General features: G+C 42.8%; 21 protein-coding genes. 6 read left to right on the top strand and 15 right to left on the bottom strand.

Features of this window, described 5'->3' with window-relative positions:
• Positions 1-3 precede the first annotated feature (3 nt).
• Positions 4-1,614, bottom strand: a complete 1,611-nt coding sequence (locus B9Y67_RS01610) for a gamma-glutamyltransferase family protein (protein WP_085505046.1) — start codon at positions 1,612-1,614, stop codon at positions 4-6.
• Between the two features lie 210 nt (positions 1,615-1,824).
• On the opposite strand from B9Y67_RS01610, the gene B9Y67_RS01605 reads away from it, so the two are divergent.
• From B9Y67_RS01605 to B9Y67_RS01600, 3 genes are all read left to right on the top strand, one after another.
• Positions 1,825-3,087, top strand: coding sequence for a tetratricopeptide repeat protein (locus B9Y67_RS01605; protein WP_176223883.1), 1,263 nt, complete (start codon positions 1,825-1,827; stop codon positions 3,085-3,087).
• Positions 3,084-3,206, top strand: a complete 123-nt coding sequence (locus B9Y67_RS20890) for a hypothetical protein (RefSeq protein ID WP_254901662.1) — start codon at positions 3,084-3,086, stop codon at positions 3,204-3,206. The genes B9Y67_RS01605 and B9Y67_RS20890 overlap by 4 nt, the downstream gene beginning before the upstream one ends.
• Before the next feature lie 192 nt (positions 3,207-3,398).
• Positions 3,399-4,049: a hypothetical protein gene (locus B9Y67_RS01600; protein WP_085505044.1), complete on the top strand. Its 651-nt coding sequence runs from the start codon at positions 3,399-3,401 to the stop codon at positions 4,047-4,049.
• Between the two features lie 46 nt (positions 4,050-4,095).
• Here the strand turns inward: B9Y67_RS01600 and B9Y67_RS20540 are convergent, their stop codons facing one another.
• The 4 genes from B9Y67_RS20540 to B9Y67_RS01585 form a co-directional block, all read right to left on the bottom strand.
• Complete coding sequence (locus B9Y67_RS20540; protein WP_176223882.1) at positions 4,096-4,251, bottom strand: hypothetical protein; 156 nt, start codon at positions 4,249-4,251, stop codon at positions 4,096-4,098.
• A gap of 15 nt (positions 4,252-4,266) precedes the next feature.
• Positions 4,267-4,908, bottom strand: a complete 642-nt coding sequence (locus B9Y67_RS01595) for a Type 1 glutamine amidotransferase-like domain-containing protein (RefSeq protein ID WP_085505043.1) — start codon at positions 4,906-4,908, stop codon at positions 4,267-4,269.
• Between the two features lie 70 nt (positions 4,909-4,978).
• Positions 4,979-5,398 (bottom strand): organic hydroperoxide resistance protein, encoded by a 420-nt coding sequence (locus B9Y67_RS01590; protein ID WP_085505042.1) that lies wholly within the window; start codon positions 5,396-5,398, stop codon positions 4,979-4,981.
• 363 nt (positions 5,399-5,761) lie between these two features.
• Positions 5,762-6,034, bottom strand: coding sequence for a YkvA family protein (locus tag B9Y67_RS01585; RefSeq protein ID WP_085505041.1), 273 nt, complete (start codon positions 6,032-6,034; stop codon positions 5,762-5,764).
• Between the two features lie 178 nt (positions 6,035-6,212).
• On the opposite strand from B9Y67_RS01585, the gene B9Y67_RS01580 reads away from it, so the two are divergent.
• The gene (locus B9Y67_RS01580; RefSeq protein ID WP_062438937.1) at positions 6,213-6,764 is read left to right on the top strand and encodes an NADPH-dependent FMN reductase; all 552 of its coding nucleotides are present in this window, start codon (positions 6,213-6,215) and stop codon (positions 6,762-6,764) included.
• Positions 6,765-6,817: 53 nt separating this feature from the next.
• Here the strand turns inward: B9Y67_RS01580 and B9Y67_RS21085 are convergent, their stop codons facing one another.
• Together B9Y67_RS21085 and B9Y67_RS01570 are read right to left on the bottom strand one after the other, a co-directional pair.
• Entirely contained in the window at positions 6,818-7,438 is a 621-nt protein-coding gene (locus B9Y67_RS21085; protein ID WP_085505109.1) for a lytic transglycosylase domain-containing protein, read from the bottom strand.
• A gap of 143 nt (positions 7,439-7,581) precedes the next feature.
• A complete protein-coding gene (locus B9Y67_RS01570; RefSeq protein WP_085505040.1) occupies positions 7,582-8,997 on the bottom strand; it encodes a sodium/glutamate symporter in 1,416 nt (471 codons plus the stop codon).
• Positions 8,998-9,220: 223 nt separating this feature from the next.
• Here B9Y67_RS01570 and B9Y67_RS01565 point away from each other — a divergent pair, with 223 nt between their 5' ends.
• Positions 9,221-9,757 (top strand): DUF2179 domain-containing protein, encoded by a 537-nt coding sequence (locus B9Y67_RS01565; RefSeq protein WP_062438926.1) that lies wholly within the window; start codon positions 9,221-9,223, stop codon positions 9,755-9,757.
• Between the two features lie 46 nt (positions 9,758-9,803).
• Here the strand turns inward: B9Y67_RS01565 and B9Y67_RS01560 are convergent, their stop codons facing one another.
• Both B9Y67_RS01560 and B9Y67_RS01555 read right to left on the bottom strand, forming a co-directional pair.
• Positions 9,804-10,247: a YueI family protein gene (locus B9Y67_RS01560; protein ID WP_085505039.1), complete on the bottom strand. Its 444-nt coding sequence runs from the start codon at positions 10,245-10,247 to the stop codon at positions 9,804-9,806.
• Between the two features lie 60 nt (positions 10,248-10,307).
• Positions 10,308-11,183, bottom strand: a complete 876-nt coding sequence (locus B9Y67_RS01555; protein ID WP_085505108.1) for a diacylglycerol/lipid kinase family protein — start codon at positions 11,181-11,183, stop codon at positions 10,308-10,310.
• Between the two features lie 244 nt (positions 11,184-11,427).
• Between B9Y67_RS01555 and B9Y67_RS01550 the strand changes: the two genes are divergently transcribed.
• Positions 11,428-12,639: an NAD(P)/FAD-dependent oxidoreductase gene (locus B9Y67_RS01550; protein ID WP_085505038.1), complete on the top strand. Its 1,212-nt coding sequence runs from the start codon at positions 11,428-11,430 to the stop codon at positions 12,637-12,639.
• Between the two features lie 189 nt (positions 12,640-12,828).
• Here the strand turns inward: B9Y67_RS01550 and B9Y67_RS01545 are convergent, their stop codons facing one another.
• The 6 genes from B9Y67_RS01545 to B9Y67_RS01525 all read right to left on the bottom strand — a co-directional run bounded on the left by B9Y67_RS01545 (position 12,829) and on the right by B9Y67_RS01525 (position 18,034).
• Positions 12,829-13,329, bottom strand: coding sequence for a hypothetical protein (locus tag B9Y67_RS01545; RefSeq protein WP_085505037.1), 501 nt, complete (start codon positions 13,327-13,329; stop codon positions 12,829-12,831).
• A gap of 137 nt (positions 13,330-13,466) precedes the next feature.
• Positions 13,467-13,745, bottom strand: coding sequence for a GNAT family N-acetyltransferase (locus B9Y67_RS01540; protein WP_085505036.1), 279 nt, complete (start codon positions 13,743-13,745; stop codon positions 13,467-13,469).
• Positions 13,746-13,829: 84 nt separating this feature from the next.
• Complete coding sequence (locus B9Y67_RS20535; RefSeq protein WP_176223881.1) at positions 13,830-13,979, bottom strand: hypothetical protein; 150 nt, start codon at positions 13,977-13,979, stop codon at positions 13,830-13,832.
• Positions 13,979-15,418 (bottom strand): carbon starvation CstA family protein, encoded by a 1,440-nt coding sequence (locus B9Y67_RS01535; protein WP_085505035.1) that lies wholly within the window; start codon positions 15,416-15,418, stop codon positions 13,979-13,981. The genes B9Y67_RS20535 and B9Y67_RS01535 overlap by 1 nt, the downstream gene beginning before the upstream one ends.
• A gap of 139 nt (positions 15,419-15,557) precedes the next feature.
• Entirely contained in the window at positions 15,558-16,292 is a 735-nt protein-coding gene (locus B9Y67_RS01530; protein ID WP_085505034.1) for a LytR/AlgR family response regulator transcription factor, read from the bottom strand.
• The gene (locus B9Y67_RS01525; protein WP_085505033.1) at positions 16,289-18,034 is read right to left on the bottom strand and encodes a sensor histidine kinase; all 1,746 of its coding nucleotides are present in this window, start codon (positions 18,032-18,034) and stop codon (positions 16,289-16,291) included. Before B9Y67_RS01525 ends, B9Y67_RS01530 begins: the two co-directional genes overlap by 4 nt.
• Positions 18,035-18,093: the final 59 nt, after the last annotated feature.

Genomic DNA, 18,093 nt, shown 5'->3' with positions numbered 1-18,093 from the left:
GCACTACCAGACAGCGATTGCTCCATCTGTCCGTGACTCCGTTCCACCAGCCAGTGTGCCACTTTCCTGATCCCTAATGATGACTTGGCCTCTGCCAAAGCTTCCAGAATCAAGAGCTATGTTGATGTGGTGTCCTTTTCTCGCTAATGCTTGGGCCACGTCTTTTGGAAAAGTCGGCTCAACCATTACTTGTTTTTCTTTTATCCACTGCCAACGAGGTGCATCCAGTGCTGCCTGGGGATTCAACTGATAATCCACTAAATTATGGACCACCTGCATATGACCCTGAGGCTGCATGAACCCTCCCATAACCCCGAAGGGACCGACTGCTTTACCGCCTTTGGTCAGAAATCCCGGAATGATGGTGTGGTATGTTCTTTTCCCGCCTTCCAGTGCGTTGACATGATTCGGTTCAAAGGAAAAGTTATGCCCCCTATTCTGCAGGGCAATTCCTGTTCCCGGTACAACCAGCCCGGAGCCGAATCCCATATAGTTGCTTTGAATGAATGATACCATGTTCCCTTCTTTATCAGCGGCAGCTAAGTAAACCGTTCCGCCTTTCGGTGGTTCATCAGGAGAAGGGGAAGCTGCTTCCTCTCCGATCCGTGCGCTTCTTGCTTTTCCGTAAGATTCTGAAAGCAGGCTGTCCACTGAATGCTTCATACTGCCGTACTCTGTAATATGCTCCAACCCATCAACAAACGCCAGTTTCAAGGCTTCCATTTGTTTATGGTAGTCGGCAACTGAATGCTGACTAGAGAATTTAAACTCTTTCGCAATGTTCAAAGCCATTAGCGCTACCAGCCCCTGACCATTTGGAGGTATTTCCCATACGTCATAACCCCGATAATTAACCGAAACAGGGTCTACCCATTCAGGCTGGTATTCTTCCAGATCTTCTTTTCTTAAAAAACCCCCATAGCGCCGGGAGAATGCATCTATCTTCTCTGCTATCTCTCCACGATAGAAAGTTTCCCCATTGGTTTCCGCAATCGCACGCAATGTGTTTGCATGATCCGGAGAAGACCATACTTCACCGATTTCTGGGGCTCTCCCTTTTGGAGCAAAAGTTTTGAACCAATCCTCAAACATTTCATCTGTCAGCTTTTGTTTGAAAGCCATATATCCCGCCTGCCAAAACTTCCCGAGAATCGGAGTTAAAGCATAGCCTTCTTCTGCATGAGTAATGGCGGGTGCAAGTGTTTCTTTCAAGGTCAGATTTCCAAACCGCTTTGAAAGTTCCACCCAGGCAGCAGGCGCGCCTGGAACAGTGACCGGCATCCAGCCGTAGGGAGGAATTTCCTTATACCCCGACTCTTTCAACTTATCGATCGAAATATCCTTTGGTGATGGACCGCTCGCATTTAACCCATATAATTCATCTTTCATCCATACAAGTGCAAAAGCATCTCCACCGATTCCGTTAGAGGTAGGCTCGACCACTGTCAGACATGCTGCGGTAGCAATCGCAGCATCCACTGCATTTCCTCCTTTTTTCATAATATCCAAGCCTGCCTGAGCTGCTAATGGCTGGGAAGTCGCCACCATTCCATTTTTCCCATATGTAGTCATCCGTTGTGAGGGGTGCGGGTTATATAATGTATCAAACTTCATCCTGTTCTCCTCCTATTCTATCTAATCTGCGCCATGTCCTTATTATTCCAGAAATAATTAATTTTTCAAAATTTTTTATCAGAATAAAGTATATTTTATAGGTTACTTTCTATTTTTGTCGAAAAAAACACAGGGTGCAGTACATTTGGTATAATATTGAAAATCGAAAAAACCTGGCCTGTCGCCAACATAAGAAAAGAGGGGGTTATGATGAAGGGGCTGTTAATCAAGCAGCAAAGAATAAAACAGCAGATGACTCAGGAAGAACTGGCATTGGGGATTTGTTCTGTATCGTACTTGAGCAAGATTGAACATGAATTGATCAAACCCAGCGAAGAAATTTATGAGCTGTTGGGAGACCGTCTCGGACTCGACCTCCGGTCGCTTAACGACTCGTTTGACAGTATTATCTATGACAGGCTTCATAGCTGGCATGAAGCGATCAAACATAATGATTATACAACGATGATCGATATACACCAATCATTGCGCGAATCACTCCAGCATAACTACCACGTTGAGCTCAACAACCTATTTATGATTTTTGAATTCAGATACGCCTTCACCCTAAACCAACTAGACGCCCCCTCCGAAAAAATCGCCCTTCTAAAAAGTATTGCAGAAACGTCGAACCTGGAATTCCAATACTATTTCCATAAAATACTTGGTTATTATTATCTGATGGAAAATGAATGGCATTGTTCCTTAAAGGAGTTGAAGCAAGCCAAAGCTACTATTGCCGAACTTCCGATAGATGACAGCGAACTGTATTATCATATGGGTTATTTGTATAGCAGATTGGGGAACTTCGCAGAATCCATATTGTATGCGGAGAAAGCTTTGGAGATGTACCAGAAGACACTCCATTATACGAAAGTGATCGAATGCTGCATGCTGATAGCGATCAACTATAACTTATTGAGTGTCTATGATGTTGCGGAAGAATACTTTCAAAAAATCCTCCGGTCAGCCAATAGCTACTTAACTTATGAAGTAAGAGCGAAAGTGTATCATAACCTTGGCTATATATGCATAAATAATAACCAATACGATGAAGCCCTGGACTATTTAGAGGCGGCACTTGCCTTAAAAGAAAGTGAACAGATGAACCCTGCCAACACACTCTATTTGCTTGCCTTGACACACTATTCGATAAAGGATTTTCCAAAAGCTAAATTACATGTGGAAAAAGGCCATAAGATTGCTGCTGAATTTGAAGATCTGAAGTATCTCTACAAACATTTCATTTTGCTTCACCGAATAGAAGGTACCATGCTGCAGGACATATTTATTGATACATTGAAAGAGGAAATCATCCCTTACTTTGAGAAAGCCAATGAATTAGAAGAGTATAAAGATGCTTTAAAGTTATTGGGGGAGATCTATTATGAAGGTAAGAGATATAAACTTTCCGCCCAATACTTTAAAATAGCAACACAATCTGATTTTCAGGGGAAGGAGGTTTTAGTATGAAGAAACTATTGCTTGTGGTCGGTATTTTGTTTATCGCCACCGGAGCTGGATATGCCTCCCAGGATATCGCAGGAAACGATTCAGACTACCCTCGTTTAGGATCAGTGGAGAAAGTTTAAACGGATTTATTATCACCGTCTTTCATAAGACGGTTTTCTCTTGTCTATTCTTCCTCTCTTTCTCTAGTTATTTTCCCAACCCTGTCCAAAATTCGCCTATTTTTCAACACTATCAGCTACTCTCTTTCCCAATAATATTGTCAGAATTTTGTGATATATTTATAGTATAACAACTTTAAGGGAGGTCTAGAAATGACAATGAAAACATTTCTTGTTGTTGTCGCTTTAGGTACAGGCCTTTTTGTCAGCGGTATGGTCAGCCATGCAGACCAGACGTCGCAATACGCGAACGCCGATGTCCAAGCGTCCGACCAGTCTCCCGTCCCCCTTTCCAATGGCGAAGACCCGCCAGCAAATCCAGAGGATGAAACAGCTCACAGTTTGGCAGCAAAGACAACCAGCACACCACATAAAAAAGATTCAGAGAGAGAAAACGAAAGCACAACAGATAGGGTCAATTATCCCACCTACACTTCACCTAACCAATCTGCTTATTCCGTGCAAGCTCCCTCCTCTCCCCCTTACTTCCAAAATGTCCCTGCTGTCAATCCAGGTACTTATTATCCAGTGGTGAAAGATCCCATCTACCTGTTATACGATAAGGCGCTTAATCAATTATTTAAAGATGGACAACTCAATTCCTTGACGATTGTCTTAGTAATCATCATTGGCTATATGATACGGTATAACCACCAGCCACAAATGACTGAGTCAGGGGAACAGACGGATCATACGGCCAGATTTCTAAAAAAATATATCCACCACTTCCTGATGATTCTTACCATCATCTGTTTACTCATCGCTCTCTTTATCGCAAAGCAGATACTGGTTTTGCTGATCTGAAGGCAGCGAAAGAGACCGGCGTTTCAGCTGGTCTCTTTCCGTGTGGCTAAGGCATTGGTGGACGTTCGTGGCTACGGTCCTTCTCCATATTTTTTTCTGCTTCAGCTTCGTATGCCATATTTTTTCTTTTTGTCCTTACCATCCAACTGATACTCGCTACCAGTAATACCGCTACAACAATCACGATGATGATACTACTCATCTGTCATTCCCTCCTCTAATATTCAATGACATGGTCAAAATACTCTCGCTTATCGCCATCAATGACGATAGCTCCTCCGTCCGGACAGGCAAATATGGTTGTATTATCGCTTCTTTTCAACTCTTTGGTCGCTCTTTGTTGGGAAGGTTCCTCCGTCCAGTGTGGGTAAAAATAAAAGTCTACCAGCCCCAAGGCTCCATATTGAGAAGAAGATAACTGCGAACTTGCTAGATATTTGGTATCGACATATTCAGCAACATTGATTTTATCGGTCATTATCATGGCGCCTGCACTGACGCCGATGACTACCCCTCCTCTATTCACATAGCCTCGTAGCCAGTTTAACATTCCTCGCTCTCTTAGTCTGGCTAAAAAATGAAAGGTATTTCCTCCCGATAAAAATATAGCATCACAGTTACCTAAATTCCCCAAGACCCTAGTTTCAAATGCCTCGTCGATATCACAATAGACATAATCAGAAATACCAAGCCGGTCCAGTCGATTTTTCATTGGAAAATAATATGTACCATCAGGGTCTGTTTGAGAAGGAATATAACCTAATTGCGGTCGATCCTTCCCTATTAAATCCTTGATCCTTTGTTCTAATTTACTTGATATGTCATCTTTCCACTCGCTTAATAATACGAGCCTTTTCATCGTGATCACCTCAAATTAATATAAGGAAAGGCCTTGAACTACACTAGCCCAAGACCTTATTGTACATCTATTATACGGCTTTAGGATTTAACTGCACATCGACATTCCCACGAGTTGCTTTAGAATAAGGGCATACCTGATGGGCTGACTGAGCTAATGATTCAGCCTCTTCTTGAGTTACTCCTTTAATTTCGATGTTTAAGACGACCCCAATTTTAAAGCCGCCATCTTCCGGATCTTTCATTAGACTAACATCAGCTTTTAACGTTGATTCAATATCCTTTTTCTCTTTACTTGCTACAAGATTCAATGCTCCATCATAACAAGCGGCATAAGCAGCAGCAAAAAGCTGTTCAGGATTTGTACCTGTTTCATCTTTCTTTTCGTTAGGCATTACGACATTTAAGTCAATAACCCCATCATCTGATTTAACATGTCCATCACGACCGCCTTCAGCTGTTGCGTGTGCGGTGAAAAGTACTTCACTCATTCAGAACACTCCTTCCAATATCTGCATTCATTACCTTCTATTCCTTTAACGGCAATAATTTAAACTTTATAAAACTCTGTAAAAATTGTTGATTTAACAAAAGAGGCTTCTTGCATAAAATGACCGAAAAGTCGAAGACTTGATTTCGAGATGATTGTGAGAGTATAGGGGCGTTGGGGAAGGATTCGCTTTCCGCGGGAGAAGGGACTAGGCAAGACCCCACAGGGAGTGTAATGACCGAGGAGGCTTGCCAGTTCCCCCGCAGGAAAGCGAGTCGTTTCCCAGACCATCCTATTCCTTTCATGGCAACGGACCCACTATCTTGAAGCTGAACTTGAGTAAAAGGGAAATTAACTGAGTTTTTTAAAGACCATGCTTTTCTTTCAAGGAATCTGGCGCCATTTTTACTATACGCTGAAGAATGAAGGCCAGCACCGCCAGGTCATCGACAAGCCCGATTACCGCCAGCCAATCAGGAATTAGATCAAATGGAAAGATCAGATATGCCAGAAATAAAATCACCGACAACCCTTTATGTGAACCTTTTACTTCCTTCGACGTAAAAAAGTCTTTTAAGAATGGAATCGATCGACGCACCTGAAATATAAATTTGATTCTTCGCCAAATTCGAATCATCACATCTCTACCTCCCAACCATATGATTAGGTATACTCCTATTTTCTCACACAATTTTTTCATAAAATGTAACCTTAAAAGCCGATAATTGCTAATTTATAGCGAATGATTTAACATTATCAATGGACTAAGAAACACAAAACAACGTATCACTTTCTGATAAAGGAGATGAAAAGGGATGAAAATCGCCTTAATCAACGGCACCATTGTTGGGAATAAAACAAAAACCCTACTGCAGGAAACAGAAAAATTCATCAATGATGTATCTGATAAATATGATACGGAAATCATCAATCTGGAAGACTATGACATGCAATTCATTGATGGTCGGCCGAATGACCAATATAATGACGATATGCAAAAGCTGATTAAACAAGTAGAAGAAGCTGATGCCTATATCATTGCCACACCGATCTTCCAAGGTTCGATCCCAGGCACTCTTAAAAACCTTTTTGATGGTCTATCTCCGCGTGCCATGCGATATAAACCTGTATCCATCGTGGCAAATGGAGGTACACAACAGCATCACCTTGTCATTGAGAATCAGCTGAAGCCAATACTGAACTATTTCCGATGTCTTGTTACACCAAACTATGTCTACAGCCATACGAACCATTTCTCCACACAAGGAGAATTAATTGATGAAGATGTCATCAACCGCTTGAAAGTGCTTGCCAACGTTTTTGTCGAATATATAGAAATGAGCAAAAACCTGCCGACAGAAGATTAATCTAACGAACAAGACCGCATGAAGGAGAATAACTCCTGCCATGCGGTCTTGTTTTATACTTTGGCCAATACATTTCGTACATAATTCTCTGTTTCTTTGAATGGAGGTATCCCGCCAAACTTATCTACATTTCCAGGACCTGCATTATAGGCGGCCAATGCTAAGGCATCATTTCCATCATAGCGATCCAGCATTTGCTTTAAATATTTTGTCCCTGCCATGACATTTTGTTCAGGATCAAAAGCATTAGTGACACCAAGTCCTTTTGCGGTAGCGGGCATCAGTTGCATCAGTCCCTGCGCCCCAGCCTGGCTGACTGCTTCCGCATTAAAGTTCGATTCATGTTGGATAACAGAGCGAATCAAGCTCTTTTTCACGTCAAATGTTTGGGATGCTTTATCAATCAGCTGTTGGATTGGATCGTTTCCTTTTTGCACCAGATCGCTGGATGAACGTAAAGAAAATGTGGCAGGGTTAGGTTGGGGCTGAAAAGCAGGCAGCGTATTTACAGGTTGGGAAGCTGGTGATCGCTGCTTCGTTTCTGTACCGATAGCAGCCTTTAACAGGCTTTGAAAAGCCATATCCATCAAACTGTCTGCCATTGCGTTTTTTCCTCCATGGATGGCTGACATCGCCTGCACCTGTATCATTTGCTGCATATTTTTTATATCCATTTCTCCATCCACTCTTTTCCCCTGTTAGATACTACCATTTTACATTTATTTTCACCATTCAACAATATTCCCCAGGAAATAATTATTACTGACTTAACCTGAAAAAGAGCAGGAAACAATTTTTGTTTCCTGCCTTTTAGGTGTCAGGCCCTATTTTTGCCGAAATAGAATAGTCCGGTTAGAATTCCAATAATAGACATAATCGCGGAGACTACCAGCATAGGTATTGCCCCGAATTGGGCAACAATTGGAACGGATAATGCCGTAACGAGTCCGCCCCCCAGTACAGGTTCATAGATCAGCTGCTTATACCCGAATGCTTCAAACGCAGGGGATTCATTATCCGGATCTGTAATCCTCATAAGCAAGAGTCCGGTTGCTGTGACACCCATCGATTGCCCGAAGTCACCGATCCCTCGTTCAAACCAGTAGTTCGGGATAATTCGTGGTGCTAAAATCAGGAAACCGACAATATTCCATGTCACACCAGCTACTGCCAGTACAATGAAAGGAACAAAGTATTCACCAATAACGTCAATTGAGACAGAGGCAATGGCTGTTAGAATAAGTACATCCAGTGCAAAGCCTTGAATACGCGCGATCATTCTTCGGTCGAGCACTTCATGATGATCCGTTTTATCAAAAATCAATTGCAACAGAATTCCGCCAATCATAGCGATTGGGAACAATGGTACATAAGTGAGTACTTCACTGCCTGTCCACGCTCCCCAAGTTACACTTTCAAGCCAAATTAATCCTTGTAATAAAACATAACCGATTAAAACAGCCAAAGAAACAATGGCGAAATGGAACGATAATGGTTCGATTGATTCCGGTCGAAGCGTCATGCTCGCTGCCGGCTCACGGTTTTGGAATTCCATAATACCCTGCTTTTTCAAGCGCGAAAAGTCTTTTACATCTTTAACCAGTTTGGTTTTCCCTCTGCGAATTCCCCAGTTGATTAAGATAATACCAAAAATGACACCGGATAATATACCGACCGTTGCTAGTCCGATAGCGAGATCAAAGGCTTCCGGGAATCCAAGTTCTTCGAAAGTACCGGCCATACCAGCTGCTGTACCATGGCCGCCCTCGAAAGCTACTTCAATAAGAGCACCGGCCATTGGAGGTATATCGTAAAATGGCACCAGTATCAATAATACGACCAGCAGACCAATAACATACTGCCCCCAGCCGATGGCCCACCCAAAGGCCAGCTGCGGCCCGCCATAATTCCAAATCTTCTTTAAGGTTGGTGTAGTAGCACCGAGGAATAACGCTGCGAATACAATATTGATCATTAATCCTGGCAGTGCTTCCCATACCTGGGTGATTCCTTCTGTCATTACCCCATTAGTCAAAAAATGGTTTTCAGAAACAAAGGAAGAAGCAATCTTCCCAAGCACCTGCGGGCCCAAAATCAATGCTAAAAACCCACCGATAATGGAAGAAGGTAAAAATAAATTCTGAAAAAGAGGGACCTTAATACGAATCAACTTGCCCAATAGTAGAAAGATGGATATATAAATTAACGCAAAACCAATCTGGTCCGGGGACATAATAATTTCTCCTTTACTTTAAAAATCTTCTAGAAATATACCCATCCAACCAGACTGCCAAAACATCAAACGCTCAGAAAAAACTACTACTCATTATAAGTAACAAAGGTTTTCTCATAATTCACTTTCTTAAAGTATAAATTTAAAGTTTCCTTAATAGTTTTAGAGGTAATGAAGTATTATAATTGAAATTAAAACGACTTAGCTTGGAGTGTTGTATGGAATGGAAGCATTAATTATCTTTGTGGCCCAATTAGTCTTGGTGCCGATCGTTACAATCAGGACAATTCTTGTTGTAAAAGGGATTCGTAATGTAGCTGCCTTCATTGGCATTTTTGAAGGTTTTATTTATGTCATTTCCTTAGGACTGGTTTTCAGTGACCTCTCAAATATATGGAATATGGTCGCCTATGCATTCGGGTTCGGGCTCGGGCTCTTTTTAGGAAGCCTGTTGGAAGCAAAACTCCAAATTGGATATGTCACCTTTCAGGTCAACTTAATGCAGCGGAACGAGGACTTAGTAAAAACCCTTCGTTCTTCCGGCTTCGGCGTGACCACTTATGTAGGGGAAGGAATTGAAGATCACCGTTACCGACTGGATGTATTAGCAAAAAGGAACCGGGAAAGAGAGTTTATGGAGATCATTGACCATATGGATCCTAAAGCTTTCGTCGTCTCCTACGAACCACGCACATTCAAAGGCGGCTTCTTGACTAAACGAATGAAAAAAAGACAAGAACAAGCAGAATCAAACGCTTGATTACAGAACAATCCCCAAGTCGCGTTATCATGACTTGGGGATTGTTTTATTTGCCAGTGAAGATTTTTTTCAAAAGACGAGTGACACTAATTGCTTCTGATTTATTCTCTTCGTTTGTTTCTTCCTTTTCTTCTAAAAATATCTGCTCTTTATCGATGGCATGATCGTAAGTTAATACCGCACCAATATCCGTTTCCGCCTCCCGGTTGGAAATCGAGGTGGAATGAACGCCGTATTTATCAGCTAACAATCGATAGTCCTTCAAAAATCGGTAACTGATATTGCCATTTAAAAGCAACTTTGCATCCGGATGTTTTTTTAACTCTGCCTCTAATTCAGCCAATCCCTTTTTTCTCATTACTTGCCCCTTCGTAAGGGCAAATACAATTCTTTCCCGAAGCGAACCTAAAAAACGTTTTCTCTCTGCCGGCTTTGTCTCCTTCGCCCCATAGATTCCTTCTTGTAAATAGTCGTCTACATCTTTTTTCATCGCTGACTCTCCTAATGAAAACTTTCCACGCTAATATTTTCTCAGCAATTGGTCACAGTTTCAATTCTCCGGTACAATCACTTGGATATGGCTCGGTTTTACTTCCATTTCCACCGGCAGCTGGTCACCCTGTTCTCCATCCACATTTGTAACAAGCGGATCCTGTGAAGAGACTTTTAATCGCTTAGCTGTGAAGTACTCTACGTCTTCCTCTTCTTTTAACTCTCCACGTAATATGGCCGTTGCAATCGAAGCAAGCCGGATCATGTTAACCTGTTTGATAACGTAGCAATGAAGCATGCCATCATCCACCTTAGCTTCCGGGGTCAACTTTTCAAAACCGCCAGTCGAACGGGTCAATGCCGCTAAAAACAGCAAGGAATCTCCTTCCCACTTTTTTTCATCGTACTCAATAGTAAGCGGATACGTACGGTTAGAGGTTAATTCCTTTAACCCTTCTAACACGTAGGCCAGAGGCCCCAGCTTCGTCTTTTGTTCCGGTGTTACGTCATAAGTGGCTTCCGCGATCGCTCCAACCGCTACAATATTAACAAAATAACGATCATTGAATTTCCCGATGTCTACGTCTTTCGTGTTGTCAGATGCCAAAAGGCTGATCGCTTCGTCGGGGTCAAGCGGAATGTTCAAGGCCCGAGCAAAGTCATTTACCGTTCCTAATGGAATAATACCGAGCTTCGGCCGATGGACTTGATCCACTAGCCCATTGATTGTTTCATGCAACGTTCCATCTCCACCTAAAGAAACTACCAGCTCATAGTCACTTGTACAGGCATCCTGACAAAAATTTGTCGCATCCAATTCTTTTTCTGTCTTTTTGACAGTAGAATCGTATCCTTTTCCTTTTAATATTGCTTTAATCTGTTCAATATATTCCAAGGCGTTTTCCTTCCCGGAAGAAGGATTAGCGATAATCATTGCTTTCACGGGTGTGTCTCACTCCTGCCCTTAAGCTTTTCAGCTTGGTATTTGTTGTTCTCCTATCCATAACCTGATACCACAAGACTTTGATCATCAAACAACAATAGGCGTTGGGTATGTACTTGCAGTGAATCGGTTATTGCTACAATTTATATTAAAACTTTGCTACGATGAAAAAGTGGGTAACATAGAACTAATGGAAACTGACTTTGAAATTCCCAATATGGAAGGGGTATGTTAAATGAGTACGAACAAACCAAGAATTGTTGTTCTTGGTGCTGGCTATGCTGGTATGATGACAACAAAGCAACTGACGAAAAAACTCAGCCCAGATGAAGCAGAAATCGTTCTCGTCAACAAGCATAACTATCACTACCAGACAACCTGGCTTCATGAAGTAGCCGCTGGTACCATCAACACCAATCAGGCACGTGTCATGATCAGCGATGTCATCGACCCAAATCGGGTACGTTTAGTCTATGATTCCGTCGTCAAAGTAAACAAGGATGAACAGAAAGTTAAATTAGAAAATAGTGAACTTACGTACGACTACCTTGTTATTGCACTTGGATTTGAAACCAACACATTCGGTATCAAAGGGATGAAAGAAAATGCCTTTTTCATCCAGGATATTGATAGTTCACGGCAAATATTTGAACATATCGAGTATCAATTCGCTAAATATAATAATGAAGAGAGCCCAAACGAGGACAGCCTCTCCATTCTTGTGGGTGGAGGCGGGTTTACCGGAATCGAATTTGCCGGCGAACTTGCTGAAAAGGTTCCGAAACTTTGCAGAAAATATGACATCGACCCGAACCTTCCAAAGATCATCAATGTAGAAGCCGCTCCTTCTATCCTGCCTGGCTTCGATGAAGAATTGGTCGCTTATGCGAAAAAATCGCTGGAAGACCGTGGTGTTGAATTCCGGGAAGGTGCTAAAATTGCAGAATGTAAAGAAGACGCCTTTGTGGTTAATGAAGGGGAAGAGATCAAGGCTGGTACAATCGTCTGGACAGGCGGCGTCACCGGAAACTCCATTTTGAAAAAATCAGGGTTCGAACTGACGAAAGGGAAAGTAACCGTGGAAGATACCCTTCTCGCTCCAGGCGAAGACAACATTTTCATTCTCGGAGATTGTGCTTGGGTGATGGATAAAGAAGCACGCCGTCCTTATCCTCCTACCGCCCAATCTGCCATGCAGCATGCCGGCACTTGTTCCAGCAATATTAAAGCCCTGCTCCGAAATGAGCCATTAGAGGAATTCGTCTTTGATAATAAAGGTACAGTCGCTTCCCTCGGTAAGTCAGATGCGATGGGAACTGTTTTTGAAGATAAAAAATTGTATGGAAAAACGGCCGCTTCCATGAAAAAAGTGATCGACAATCGCTGGCTTTTACTGCTTGGCGGTCCAAAGCTGATTCTTAAAAAAGGTAAATTCCGTCCTTTCTAAATGGAAACGATGAATAGGAGGTAGTTTCATGAATAAAGCATTCTATTTTTTCCTGGTTTTCTTAGTCACACTCATTGGGTATGCTGTTACCAGCCGTACATTGGAGGAAACGAGAGAATTCCGTTAATTATTGTCAATTACTCAAAAAGCCTCACGCAATTTGCGTGAGGCTTTTATTCATCCATGGTATTAGCTTTGTGTTGAATTATTAGCAGTTGAAGTCTGCGTGTTATCGGAGGTGGAGGAAGCCGTATCATCAGTGAATTCGCCTTTTGCTTCTTTTACCTTTTCCCCTGCTTCTTGCAGTTCTTCACCAGCTTCTTTAGTAGCTGCGACTGCCTCTTTGGCATCTTGCTGAACATCGGTTACTTTTGGCAGGATGTCCTCATTTGCTTTTTCATAGATGCTACGAAGGCTTGCAACCGCTTCTCTTAATACTGCGGAAGTATCCTGAATACGTTCCATCAGGTCATTTTTTTTGCCAGAAGGATCTTCTTTTACATCACTTGCAAATTGTGAAATCGTATCTTTAGCCTGATTAGTATTATCCATTACTTTCTTGCGGGTAGTTGAGTCGATCATAGCAATAGCTCCTCCAGCTAATGCACCGATCGTGATCGCCATTAGTAACTTACTATTCTTCTGGTCTTCTTTGTTCGGTTGTACCTGAGATTGCGTTTGCTGTTCCATCTAATCACTCCTTAAATGTATAAATATAAAGCCCGGCTTCGCCATAACTATATGGAAAACCTTTGATTTTTTTCAAGCTCCTATCTATCCATACACTACCTCTCTTGAAGACAAGTTAAACCGCAAATTTAATTCCATTATTTCACTTTCCAAACATCGTGGTAGGAAGGGTTTTCTTCAAACTTTTTTCGTGCGAAACTGCAGACCGGGTTTATTTGCTTATCATTCTGCCGGGCATGATCGACCACCCGCTTTACTAACTGGGACCCTACTCCCTGGTTTTTGAGCTTATCCGATACGCCTGTATGTGTGATGGTATATGTATCGTTCCCCGACTCTTCATAAGTGATTTCTGCATCTGGATTTGCTTCTTCTCCGATAAAAAATAGACCTTTCCCCTGTTTAATTTCTTCCATGACTTATCACACTCCTTTACCTATACATTCGACAGAAAACCAAAAAAACCTGTCCCGGCAACGGAGCCAGGACAGATTTTTCTATCATACTAGAACATAAATCAGAATAGCTGCGACTATGATCGTTACGCTTGCCAGTTTCACCCACAAAGGTACCGGCTTGGTGTTATTTTCATTGATTCTCTTCTCTTCTTCCTCCACCATTTTCTGATAATCAGGACTACAGCAGCCCATCAGGCACTCTTCAGTTCTTCTTCTAATGGGATATTCTGCGTCAAACGCTTACGGGCAGAAAGGAAGAAGGCAGTAACTATAGCGACCGTAATGATACCAGCTATTACATAGGAAATTTCAAGCGGCAAACCGAACCCGATCGGTGCATTGACGATATAGGTGAAGGTAGCCATCGTAATGAATGTTGCCGGCACGGCAGCAATCCAGTAATTCCGTTTGGATAAGAACAAATACATGGCAGCGACCCATAAGGCAATCATAGCTGTCGATTGGTTTGCCCAGGAGAAGTATCTCCATAACAGGGTGAAGTCAATACGAGTCAGCACGAAGGAAATCGCAAACATTGGGACAGCAATCCACAAACGACTGACGACCTTTTTCTGAGATACATTCAAGTAATCAGCGATGATCATCCGGGCACTACGAAATGCTGTGTCGCCAGATGTAATCGGCAATACGATGACACCTAATACAGCCAATGTTCCACCGACGGCACCAAGCATAGCGATCGATACTTCACTGACAACCGCAGCAGGCCCGCCGGCAGCCAAAACTTCACTTAAACCAGTCGAACCGTTGAATAGGCTCATGGCAGCAGCCGCCCAAATCATAGCGATAACACCTTCCGCAATCATCATACCGTAAAAAATGCGGCGTCCCTGTTTCTCTTTCTGAGTTGTCCGGGAGATGATTGGCGTTTGTGTCGCATGGAATCCTGACAGCGCCCCACAGGAAATCGTCAAGAATAACAGCGGGAAAATCGGCGCGCTTTCCGGATGCATGTTTTTCAATGTCAGCTCAGGAATAGGGGCTCCTGTGACAATTAGAGAAATCCCTACCCCAACAGCACTGATTACCAGTAATGCTCCGAAATATGGATAAAAGCGTCCAATGATTTTATCGATCGGCAGCAATGTTGCTAAGAGATAGTAAGCAAAGATAGCTGCGATAATAACCGGCAGTGCCAGCCAGCTGCTTGTCATATTATGCAGCAGGTCCGCAGGCGCAGAAACGAATACGGTTCCAACCAAAACTAAAAGCAGGATGGCAAAAGCATTGACGACATGCTTCATCGCTTTGCCAAGGAACTTGCCTGCCAGTTCCGGAAGGTGAGCCCCGCGGTTACGAATAGAAATCATACCTGTTAAGTAATCATGTACGGCACCTGCAAAAATAGCACCGAATACGATCCAAAGAAATGCTACAGGACCATATAATGCCCCCATAATCGGACCGAAAATCGGTCCTACACCAGCAATGTTCAAGAGCTGGATCAAAGAATTACGTTTTTCGCCCATCGGCAAATAGTCGACACCATCGCCGTGAGAATAAGCAGGTGTCATACGTTTTTCATTGACCCCGAATACTTTCTCGACATACTTGCCATATGTGAAATAACCAATGATTAGAAGTGCGATACTAGCTATGAAAGTAATCACGTCTATTTCCTCCCTCAGTCATGTTTGTAATCGTTTACATATAGAATACCAAGGGAATGTCGAAATGTGACGATTTTGTGTCTAAGATGTCGTATCTATCGGTTAACATGCATGTAAGCGGTGTCAACATGCACCAGTTTTACAGCTCCAGCAGCTCCCGCAACCCTTTTACATAGTTGCGGCTGACAGATAATTGCTCCTCCCTGCCCTGAAGCACTAATTGATAAGCCCCGTTGAACCATGGCACGAGACGCTCCACAAACTGTAGATTGACTAAGTAGCTCTTATGAATCCGGTAAAAAGAATACAGCTTCAACCGCTGTTCGATTTCTTTTAATGGAAGTTTTGTTTCATACACTTTTTCTTTTTCAACGATTTTGGTGGTACGCTCATCCCGGTAAACATAGCATATCCTGGCAGGATCTAAATAAAAGATCTCATCCTCTCCTTCTACTGCCAGCTTTGATGGAGACTTAGAAGGAGCAGCCAAAGAAGGTTCCCTGCCTAAGGATTTCACCAGGCGTTTGACCGATTCAGCCACTTGCTCTTCCTCAAACGGTTTTAACAGGTAATCTAATGCTTCATAACGAAATGCCTCGACCGCAAAATCCGGATAAGCGGTAGCGAAAACGATGCGAGGCGGATGCTTCAATTCTTTTAGGGATGCAGCCACCTCCATCCCGTTCGTACGGGGCATCTCTACATCTAAAAATACGACATCCGGCTGGAGCTGGACAGCTTTCATTACAGCACTTTCCCCCGACTCCGCTTCTCCGGCCACTTCTACATTTTCCTGCTTTTTCAATAAATATTTCAACTCTTCACGGCTGAAACGTTCATCATCTACCACTAATGCTGTGATTTTTTTGCTCATGATGTTTCTTCCTTTCCTGTCTCTGGAAGCCAAAATGAAATCCTGGTTCCACTTCCCGGTTCGCTCGAAATGTTCAATCGTGATGAATCTCCATACATTTGAATCAAGCGACGGTTCACATTATAAAGTCCGATTCCTGTACCTTTATCGGAATCAATTTTTTGCACTCCTAAAGTTCCAATCAGTGCAGGAGCGATTCCTTTGCCATTATCCTGAATGGTAATTTGTGTTCCTTTCCCTGACTTCGAGATGGTCATCATAATTTCACAATCATTATCCTTATCACTTAGTCCATGCTTCACACAATTTTCCACTAAAGGCTGTAGCGTCAATGGTGCAATTGAAACGGTTAAAGCATTTGGATCCACATTATAAGTTACATGGAGTTTATCGACGAACCTGGTTTCTTCTATTAATAAATAAGCTTTTACATGTTTTAATTCCTCTTCGAGGGTCGTCCAGCTTTTTGTCGTAGCTCCAAGGTTTTGGCGAAAAAATTTAGACAACGCAATCAATAAGGATCTGGCCCGATCAGGTTCTGAACGAATTAAGGATACGATCACGTTTAATGAGTTGAACAGAAAGTGAGGATTGATTTGTGCTTGGAGCGCCTTTACTTCAGCTTCCTTAGCCAGTTGACGTGCTTTTTCAGCATCGGCAATTTCCAGCTGTTGACTAAGTAAAGCGCTTAATCCCTGAACGAGTTCAAGCATAACGTTGGTCACTTGTTTTTCGGATTGCACATAAAATTTCAGCGTACCAACCACTTCCTTGCGTTTTTTCAACGGGGCAATCACTGCCGTTCGAAGCGGACAACCTTTAACATTACAATGGATCGCCTCCTGTTCAGCCACAATCATTTCTCCTCGTTCAATCACTTTCCTTGTCGCTTCTGTCTGGATACTGTGATAAGCCTGATGATGGTCATCCGCCAGACCAACATGAGCTAAAATCTTTTCCTTATTCGTGATGGCGATCGCGCTGACATCGACTTCCCTGTATATAATACGGCACACTTGCTCTGCGGAATGCTGATTCAATCCTTTTCTTAAATAGGAGATCGTGGATTCCGCCAACTGCAAAGCTTTTTGTGCCTGGACAGCTCCGGCGCGCTGCTCTTCATTCAAAACATTTCGGATGATCAGTAAAAATAGAGCAGACCCTACACCATTGGCCACAATCATTGGAACTCCGATTTCTTCTACAAGCGCAAAAGCTCTGGGTGCCGGTTTGGAAATAGCCAGGATGACACCCATCTGTACCGTCTCTGCAAGCGACCCTACGATCAAAGCAGTTTTTAATTTTAGCGGCTTTTTCTTTTTATGAAAAAAGCCACTTAATATTCCCGCTATGATAGCGGAAATGCCACAGGCAAGGGCAGTAAACCCACCGAGAGAATAGCGGTGGAGCCCGGCAATCAGCCCGGCACCTATTCCGATTTTATACCCGCCCAGCAACCCGGCTGTAATAATTCCGATCACGCGGGAGTTGGCAATCGCTTCTGTCTCCGCTAAATCCGTTGCCCACCTGCCGAATTCAGTAGATTCTGCATCAAAGGTGATGCCTGTATAGGTGCCGATTATACCGAATAATCCAAAAAACAAAATAGCGGCAGCTTGCTGACGAAGGGTGATCGCCTTTTTATCCATTAATTCACGGAAAAAACGGAAACGCGTTATGATGAAAGCGACGGTAACAATAATCCCTAACCGCTCCAGCATCGGTAATAAAAGTTCAAACATGCTGTCTGTTCCTCTCTGTTTTCAACTATCTGTTAGTGTAGCATGCCCAGGGGTTTCTC

Origin of the sequence: Thalassobacillus devorans (assembly GCF_900176565.1) — a bacterium.
GTDB classification, from domain to species: Bacteria; Bacillota; Bacilli; order Bacillales; family Halobacillaceae; genus Thalassobacillus; species Thalassobacillus devorans_A.
Note: the sequence above shows the minus strand (reverse complement) of the source record. Positions and strands in the feature narration are given on the sequence as shown.

What these genes read in the sequence shown, in the direction of transcription:
- B9Y67_RS01610 (WP_085505046.1), bottom strand. Translation starts at nt 1,614, where the DNA reads ATGAAGTTTGATACATTATATAACCCGCACCCCTCACAACGGATGACT.
- B9Y67_RS01605 (WP_176223883.1), top strand. Translation starts at nt 1,825, where the DNA reads ATGAAGGGGCTGTTAATCAAGCAGCAAAGAATAAAACAGCAGATGACT.
- B9Y67_RS20890 (WP_254901662.1), top strand. Translation starts at nt 3,084, where the DNA reads ATGAAGAAACTATTGCTTGTGGTCGGTATTTTGTTTATCGCCACCGGA.
- B9Y67_RS01600 (WP_085505044.1), top strand. Translation starts at nt 3,399, where the DNA reads ATGACAATGAAAACATTTCTTGTTGTTGTCGCTTTAGGTACAGGCCTT.
- B9Y67_RS20540 (WP_176223882.1), bottom strand. Translation starts at nt 4,251, where the DNA reads ATGAGTAGTATCATCATCGTGATTGTTGTAGCGGTATTACTGGTAGCG.
- B9Y67_RS01595 (WP_085505043.1), bottom strand. Translation starts at nt 4,908, where the DNA reads ATGAAAAGGCTCGTATTATTAAGCGAGTGGAAAGATGACATATCAAGT.
- B9Y67_RS01590 (WP_085505042.1), bottom strand. Translation starts at nt 5,398, where the DNA reads ATGAGTGAAGTACTTTTCACCGCACACGCAACAGCTGAAGGCGGTCGT.
- B9Y67_RS01585 (WP_085505041.1), bottom strand. Translation starts at nt 6,034, where the DNA reads ATGATTCGAATTTGGCGAAGAATCAAATTTATATTTCAGGTGCGTCGA.
- B9Y67_RS01580 (WP_062438937.1), top strand. Translation starts at nt 6,213, where the DNA reads ATGAAAATCGCCTTAATCAACGGCACCATTGTTGGGAATAAAACAAAA.
- B9Y67_RS21085 (WP_085505109.1), bottom strand. Translation starts at nt 7,438, where the DNA reads ATGGATATAAAAAATATGCAGCAAATGATACAGGTGCAGGCGATGTCA.
- B9Y67_RS01570 (WP_085505040.1), bottom strand. Translation starts at nt 8,997, where the DNA reads ATGTCCCCGGACCAGATTGGTTTTGCGTTAATTTATATATCCATCTTT.
- B9Y67_RS01565 (WP_062438926.1), top strand. Translation starts at nt 9,221, where the DNA reads ATGGAAGCATTAATTATCTTTGTGGCCCAATTAGTCTTGGTGCCGATC.
- B9Y67_RS01560 (WP_085505039.1), bottom strand. Translation starts at nt 10,247, where the DNA reads ATGAAAAAAGATGTAGACGACTATTTACAAGAAGGAATCTATGGGGCG.
- B9Y67_RS01555 (WP_085505108.1), bottom strand. Translation starts at nt 11,183, where the DNA reads ATGATTATCGCTAATCCTTCTTCCGGGAAGGAAAACGCCTTGGAATAT.
- B9Y67_RS01550 (WP_085505038.1), top strand. Translation starts at nt 11,428, where the DNA reads ATGAGTACGAACAAACCAAGAATTGTTGTTCTTGGTGCTGGCTATGCT.
- B9Y67_RS01545 (WP_085505037.1), bottom strand. Translation starts at nt 13,329, where the DNA reads ATGGAACAGCAAACGCAATCTCAGGTACAACCGAACAAAGAAGACCAG.
- B9Y67_RS01540 (WP_085505036.1), bottom strand. Translation starts at nt 13,745, where the DNA reads ATGGAAGAAATTAAACAGGGGAAAGGTCTATTTTTTATCGGAGAAGAA.
- B9Y67_RS20535 (WP_176223881.1), bottom strand. Translation starts at nt 13,979, where the DNA reads ATGGGCTGCTGTAGTCCTGATTATCAGAAAATGGTGGAGGAAGAAGAG.
- B9Y67_RS01530 (WP_085505034.1), bottom strand. Translation starts at nt 16,292, where the DNA reads ATGAGCAAAAAAATCACAGCATTAGTGGTAGATGATGAACGTTTCAGC.
- B9Y67_RS01525 (WP_085505033.1), bottom strand. Translation starts at nt 18,034, where the DNA reads ATGTTTGAACTTTTATTACCGATGCTGGAGCGGTTAGGGATTATTGTT.